This is a genomic window from Novosphingobium nitrogenifigens DSM 19370 (genome assembly GCF_000192575.1).
GTDB lineage: Bacteria > Pseudomonadota > Alphaproteobacteria > Sphingomonadales > Sphingomonadaceae > Novosphingobium > Novosphingobium nitrogenifigens.
In genome coordinates this window covers 1-6,837 of record NZ_GL876930.1, presented here as the reverse complement: position 1 = coordinate 6,837, position 6,837 = coordinate 1, and the positions used below count along the sequence as shown (strand labels likewise).

The window sequence follows — 6,837 nt, the reverse complement described above, 5'->3', positions numbered from 1 at the left end:
CCATGGTCCATGGCGTGGAAATCGTGCGTGAGGGATATTTTGGACGCCGCGCGCACGCCCATTACGAGCTTGGCTATGTGCTGCCGCTATGTCTCGTGGTCTCGGTGCTGGCTTTGCTGCAGGTGCACAAGTTGTCCAACCGAGTGGTGCCGGAATGATCCGCGTCAACAACGTCCGTAAGGTCTATCCGACCCGCTTTGGTAACAAGGTGGTGCTCGACGGTGTGAGCTTGGAACTCGCGAAAGGCGAGCGGCTCGGTATTTTGGGACGGAACGGCGCCGGTAAATCGACTCTGATCCGGCTGATCAGCGGTGCGGAAAAGGCAACCAGCGGCAATGTCGAGCGGCACATGTCGGTCTCGTGGCCGCTGGCATTTGGCGGGGCCTTCCAGTACATGCTGACCGGTCGTGACAATATCCGTTTCATTAGCGGTATATATAAGCAGGATTTCGAACGGAACCTGCAGTTCGTCGAAGAGTTCGCAGAGCTAGGTCCATACCTGCGCGAACCGATTCGAACATATTCTTCAGGTATGCGCGCGAGGTTGGCGTTTGCGATCTCGATGATCATCGAGTTTGACTGCTTTCTCATCGACGAAATTGCCTCGGTAGGCGATGCGCGTTTTCACGATAAATGCAATTTCGAACTATTTGAAAAGCGCGCCGATCGTGCCATGGTCATCATTTCGCACGATGCTGCGTATATCCGCGACCACTGCACGCGCTGGGCGGTTCTCCACGAAGGCAAGCTGGTGCAATACGATGACTTTGAGGTCGCGCATGGCGAGTTTAAGCGGGTGATCGGCGTTTCGGACCGGGCAGTGGAAGACCAGGCCCGCCCGAAGACGGTGCTGACAATACGCAACCGCCTGCATTTGTTGGAAAACTCCTATCAGTCAGCAAGTCGCGACGACCGCTTTCAGGCTTTGGCACGGGAGGCTAGTTGGTGTCGAGACAAAGCGGAGTGGACACGGCGGGGGGAGGACTGGAATGCTGTCGAGCGGGCATACGCGGCGGCACTCAGGCTCTATCCTTATGAACGTAGTTATTGGACGGTGCTTGGGCATGCCATTAAGGAGCAAGGAGATCTTATTGGCGCCGAAATCTCCTATCGAACGGCCTGTGCGCATGGTGAGCCGGTAATCAATGTCGACGTGCACTTGCGCTTTGTGATCGAGCAGCAGGGGTTAGATGTTGAGCAATACCCGGTCCGCGCATTCAGGCCCGGTCCATTGAGCGAACAATTGCCCGGCAAGCCCGATGTGATGATCTTGACGCGCATCTTGTGGCAGGGCGTCCAGGTGGATGACGCAAATGTCCTTCACTTGCTTCGCGTGTCTGCAACACTTGATGCGCTGGTTGCCGCCATGGTGGCGGACTCTCATTGCGATCTTGCTGGTTCAGGTCGGACTGACCATGGGGAGCAAGGGAATGAGTCGCGTGTACTGGACATCATTGATGACGACAATTGGTTAAGTCTGGCTATCGCAATATTCCTACCGGGCTTGCGTGCCGGTGAGCGGCAATGCCTGATTGATCGGGTCGCTGAGGGTGAGTCTGCACTTTCCGTATTTTTTTCGGAAGGCATGTTTCTCGACTGGCCGTTGACTAAAGTTGCATTAAAAAATAAGCATTAACATTATAATATAATTATTTTAATTAATGGGAATTAAATTATGATAAATAAAGAATGCGAAAATAGTACGCGTGAAGTTTATAATGAGGAGTATTTTCAGGGCGATCATACCAAGAGTAATTATAGTGGATATGCAGAGGCTTCCTACGGGCCGTCACGTATTCTTGCCGAAACGCTGCATCGATTTTTTCGTCCGCTCAATTCTCTCAATGCTGGTTGCGCGGTCGGTCATGATGTCAAGCGTCTGGCCGAAATTGGCGTCGATGCTCATGGTGTCGACATTTCAGACTGGGCTGTCGAGTATGCAGGCACCCCGCGAATAAAGCGGAGTGATTTTTCTCAGAACTTGGTCAACTCGCAGTACGATTTGGTCTATAGTTATGACGTTGTTGAGCACATTTTGCCAGAGCGACTAGGCTTTGCGATCAATAATCTCTGGCAGGCGACGCGTCGCGATCTTCTTGTCGTGCCTGCGACGTATGAAAATGGCGAGACCTTTGATCCCAATGAGCCGACCCATCTTATCTTCGAGCCTTTTCGCTGGTGGGTGGATTTTGTTGTCAAGCAGACTGGCGCGCGCTTTGATGAAGAGGCGACCCAAAGGTTCGCAGAAGAAGAGCATTCAAAGATTTTTGGTTATTCGCATCGTGTCATGATTTTTTCTCGCATCGGCGCTTGAAAGTTGTATCATGAATTTTGGTCGTTTTGCAGTAGTTGTCGAAGGGTTGTTTGAAAAAAGCGACTCAATAGGCTATGATGCCATTTTCCAATTTCAGTTGATTAAGGCATTGTGTGGTGGGGAGGGTGTAAGGCTCTTTGCCTCGAAGTTTGATCGTGCGCTCCACCTGGGAGTAGAGATCGAGCCGGTCGATGATTACTGGACGTATCTGGAAGAATTTCCTGATGTTGTCACAATCTATCACTACTGCGATGGATGGCCAATAATTGATGAATATGTAATAAATTCTGGGTGTCAGTTTATTGTTCGTTGGCACAACAATACTCCGCCGTGGTTTTATGGCGCGAGCCATCGCAATTCGGCTAATCGGACGGTGGCAGGTTTTCGGACGATCTTGAACTTTATAAATCACGAGAATATCCGGTTCTGGGTCAATTCCAACTTCACGTTGGATCAATTGAAGGTCTTGGGGGCGGACGGTGACAGGGCGGCAGTCGTCTATCCCGGAAGTCGTTTTCTCGAACTTCCCGATGTGTCCAAGCCGTTCGCTGTGGAACGGTCGCTGCCGGTCCGCGCGGCGGACCAACCGATCCGGCTGTTGTTCGTCAGTCGTGTCGTCGCGCACAAGGGGCATCGGCATGTGCTGCGTTTCGCGGCTGCCTTGCAGAACGCGTTGGCGCGACCGGTTTCGGTCACGTTTCTCGGACGCGACGATCCGGCGACAACGCTGCGGGCCGACCTCATCCAGCAGGCTGCAGACTGCTCTGTCGAAGTCCTGCTGAAGGGCGAAGTCAGCGAAGGTGACTTGCACGCTGCCTATGCGGCTGCCGATGTTTTCGTCTGCTTTTCGGAGCACGAGGGGTTCGGCATGCCGGTGTTCGAGGCAATGCGTGTTGGTGTTCCGGTGATTTGCTGGGGGCGGACTGCGCTGCGCGAACTAATGCAGCACCATCCCTTTACTCTGGACTCGCTTGATTTCGAACGCGCCATCGCCGCGGTGCGGGTCATCGAGAAAGGTGACGCGCGGGCCGATTGGGAGGCGGTGCAGGACTCCATTCTGCATACTTATACCGCATCGGTCGTGGCCGGGCAGTTGACTGCGGCGATTGAGGGAGCATCCGGTTATTGGGCTGCCGAACCGGTCTTGCCGACTTCGGCCGCGGGGATGGCGGCGGCCAGGGTCAAGGCCGAACTGGATCGGGCTGTCGCTCGCGAGACCGATACCCCGGCCCTTCGCCCGCTCCAGCCGTGCGAGGCCGGGGAGAATCTGGTCACGGTCTACGATATCCAGTCTTATGAAGCGTTGCTGGCCTTCGACAGGGGGCTCGATCGTCTTCCTGCGCATGAGGCGCCGGCTGACTTTGTGCTTTTCTCCCACCGTGAATTCGTGACGGCTGGCGGACGGCGGCTGTCTGACGGCATTGCCTTTTCAGCCCAACCGACCAGCGAGAGCAAAAGTCATATCATCTTCGGGCCCTATGAACGTTTTGTGCGGGGGTACTTTGCGGCAGAATTCCAGCTGGAAGCCGAGCTGAACGGCGATCCTTCCGCCGTACTTGAACTCGACGTTGCGGTCGAAGGAGGCGCCCCGCTCGCGCGCATGCGGGTTACGGCCAAGCAACTCCAGGCGAGCGGCCCGCCGCGCCTGTTGTTCCCGATCGCCAGCGAGGGGGCGGTCGTCGAATTCCGTATCATGGTCAAGCGGCGCAAGAACTGCAATTTCCTGTTCAAGGGCGTGACCATCCGCAATATGCGCCAGAGTGTCGCTAGTCTGCAAGACAGCCCGCGCGTGTCATTGTTTGGCCTGCGGTGGTTTCGCCGCCCTGCGCTGCCCGGCTTTGGCGCTATCAAGATACCGCCCGTTGCTAGCCGGCATTTCGAGCGCGGGGATCGGCTGCGCGACCGCGAATGGTGGAACGATGCGGCGGAAGCCTATGCGGAGGGGTTGAAATTCCATCGCTCGTTCGATCATCTGGTGCAAATGGGTAACTGTCTAAAAGAGGCTCAGCGGCTTGAAGAGAGCGAGGCGGCCTATCAGGCCGCGCTGTTACTCAGACCCGACGACCGGGACGCACATTTGCAGATCGGCCGGCTCTACAAATCCTGGGACAAGCCCGAGGAGATGCACTACCACTTGCTCAAGGCAGCGCGGATCGAACGGGCATCGGCAGAAGCATTCCGCGAACTGGCGGATGGTGGCTTTGACCTGAAGTCGATGTCCGCGGTTTTCGGTTGATTGTCCAGAATGGCTCCCTTTGACACGAGCAGGCTCCTCTGGCCTCGCGAATTGTTCGACTTGCGTTCGTTTTCGCGGCGTGATCGCGAGCCGAAACGGCACATTGACGCCAGACCCCCTGAGGCAGGCGTCCGGAGTATGACAGGTCCCATGAGTTACATCTCCTCGCGTTGGGCGTATTTGCGGTCTGCCATCGCCGCCGGCGTTGTACTGGCGGCGATGGCAAGCCTGACAGGCTGCAACTCGCTGGGGGCCTCCGGGCCTACCGCACGTGCCATTCGCGAGGTCCGGCCCGAGAATGCGCGGGTCAAGGTGATCGAGGTCAACGATACCGTCGTGCGCACCATCCTTGCGACACAGGCGGATCATTCCTTCGCACGCATATTCGGTGTGGCGCAGGAACGGCATGGACTTATCGGTCCGGGTGCAACGCTCGACATTTCGGTCTGGGAATCACCCCCGGCGGTCCTATTCCCCAGCGCGTCGGCGCTGCTGCTGCCCGGTGCCTCTTCTACGGGGACCGGTACATCGTTCCAAGGCCAGGTCGTCAATGCTGAGGGCGTCGTCACCGTGCCGTTTGTCGGGCGGGTACGGGCGCTTGGCCGCTCGCCCGAAGATGTCGCGACCGAGATCGCCGCGCGGCTGTCGAGCAAGGCGCACGATCCGCAGGTTTCGGTCAGGATCGCGGACAACCAGGCCGATGGGGTGATCGTTGCGGGGGATGTCCAGTCCAGTCGACGGATCCCGCTCACGACCAAGAATGAGCGCCTGCTCGATGTCTTGACTGGTGCTGGCGGGGTTCGGCAGCCGGTCGACAAGGTGCTCATCCAGGTCACCCGGGGTACCACGGTGGCGTCGCGGCCGCTGGGTGCGATCATCCGCGATCCGGGCGAAAACATCTCGCTCTTCAACGATGACGTGGTGACAGCACTCTATCAGCCGTTCAGCTTCCAGGCGATGGGCGCAGTTGCGGCCAATACCGAAGTTAATTTCGAAGGCACCGGAATCACGCTGGCCCAAGCCCTCGCGCGGGTGGGTGGCTTGCAGGATAGCCGCGCCGACGTCAAAGGTGTCTTCGTCTTCCGTCTAGAGGACTCGCAGGCCCTGCCGCAGGATTTGCGCGACGGATCGCTGGTCACGGCCGAAGGGAAAATCCCGGTTGTCTACCGCATTGACATGAGCAATCCCGCGACATTCTTCGTCATGCAGAAATTTCCCATGCACGACAAGGATATCCTCTACGTGTCGAATGCGCCTCTGGTTGATCTTCAGAAGTTTGTCGGCCTTGTGTCGCAAATAGCCTTTTCGGTGGGAGGCATTGCCAATTCGGTGCCGTGACGCGCTCCCACAGTCGGTTGCGTCCGATCCGGAGCGAAAGTGGATGCGCCTTTTCGCGCCAGTCATAACCTGGCGTGATGAGCGCGCCGGAGGTAGGGCAAGCTGAGATGGGCTGGTGTCAATTTAAACGGCTGCAAAGGGGCGTCGATGATGGTATCCATTAAATGCGGGCGGTGAGGTACCTTTTTTGAATTGTATCTTTCAGCCTTTCGCATAATATAGGTATTTTTACGAAGAATGTATTTTTGGCTACTTGATTTTTAATATCGAGAATTTCAGAGTGTAGATGTGCAAAGATTTCATGATTCATGGGTTGGGCGCTATGAGCGTGTGGCATTAGGCTATTTATGCAAAAATATTCCACTATGGGTAAAATCTGATGACCTGACTGTTCTGGGGTTCGCTGGTGCTATTATCACTTGTTTGGGTGACTGGCTCGGTCGCGTCCATCCCCATTTTTTATGGGTGGCAGTTGGCGGCCTTGTGCTGAACTGGTTTGGCGATAGCCTAGATGGAACCATCGCGCGTTATCGCCGTGCTGAGCGTCCGCAGTACGGCTTCTTCATAGACCATACCGTCGACGGCTTCGCCATGGCCTTTGTTGCGGTGGGCTTCGGCCTGTCTCCGATGGCTCATCTCGATGTCGCGTTGTTTGCCCTCATCTGTTACTATTTGGTGGTTATCTCGACACTCACCACGTGCCTTGCAACCGGAGTGTTCCAAGTGAGCTTCGGCGGGGTAGGGCCGACCGAGGTGCGTTTGGGCATCATCGCCTGCACCGCGTCGGCGGCTGTCCTGCCAATCCCGCATAGCGTGGTCATGGGGGGGGAGATCACCTTATATGATGTGATCATTGCGAGTTTCGCGGTTGGCTTGCTTGTCACCGTTATCACCCATTCAGCCAAGACCGCCCGCACGTTGGCGAAGATCGATCCTCCACGATACTAGG

5 protein-coding genes are annotated in these 6,837 nt (G+C 56.4%); all 5 read left to right on the top strand.

The features are described from left to right. The first annotated feature begins 154 nt into the window (after positions 1-154). Positions 155-1,636 carry an ABC transporter ATP-binding protein gene (locus Y88_RS19760; protein ID WP_008067982.1) on the top strand — a complete coding sequence of 494 codons (1,482 nt, stop codon included), beginning with the start codon at positions 155-157 and terminating at the stop codon, positions 1,634-1,636. Positions 1,637-1,675: 39 nt separating this feature from the next. Next, positions 1,676-2,314: a class I SAM-dependent methyltransferase gene (locus Y88_RS19155; RefSeq protein ID WP_157132612.1), complete on the top strand. Its 639-nt coding sequence runs from the start codon at positions 1,676-1,678 to the stop codon at positions 2,312-2,314. Between the two features lie 10 nt (positions 2,315-2,324). Then, positions 2,325-4,550, top strand: a complete 2,226-nt coding sequence (locus tag Y88_RS07945; protein WP_157132611.1) for a glycosyltransferase — start codon at positions 2,325-2,327, stop codon at positions 4,548-4,550. A gap of 150 nt (positions 4,551-4,700) precedes the next feature. After that, positions 4,701-5,888, top strand: coding sequence for a polysaccharide biosynthesis/export family protein (locus Y88_RS07940; RefSeq protein ID WP_036500743.1), 1,188 nt, complete (start codon positions 4,701-4,703; stop codon positions 5,886-5,888). A 330-nt stretch (positions 5,889-6,218) separates the two neighbouring features. Continuing rightward, on the top strand, positions 6,219-6,836 hold the full coding sequence (locus Y88_RS18770; RefSeq protein WP_157132610.1) for a CDP-alcohol phosphatidyltransferase family protein: 618 nt from the start codon (positions 6,219-6,221) through the stop codon (positions 6,834-6,836). Position 6,837 lies beyond the last annotated feature (1 nt).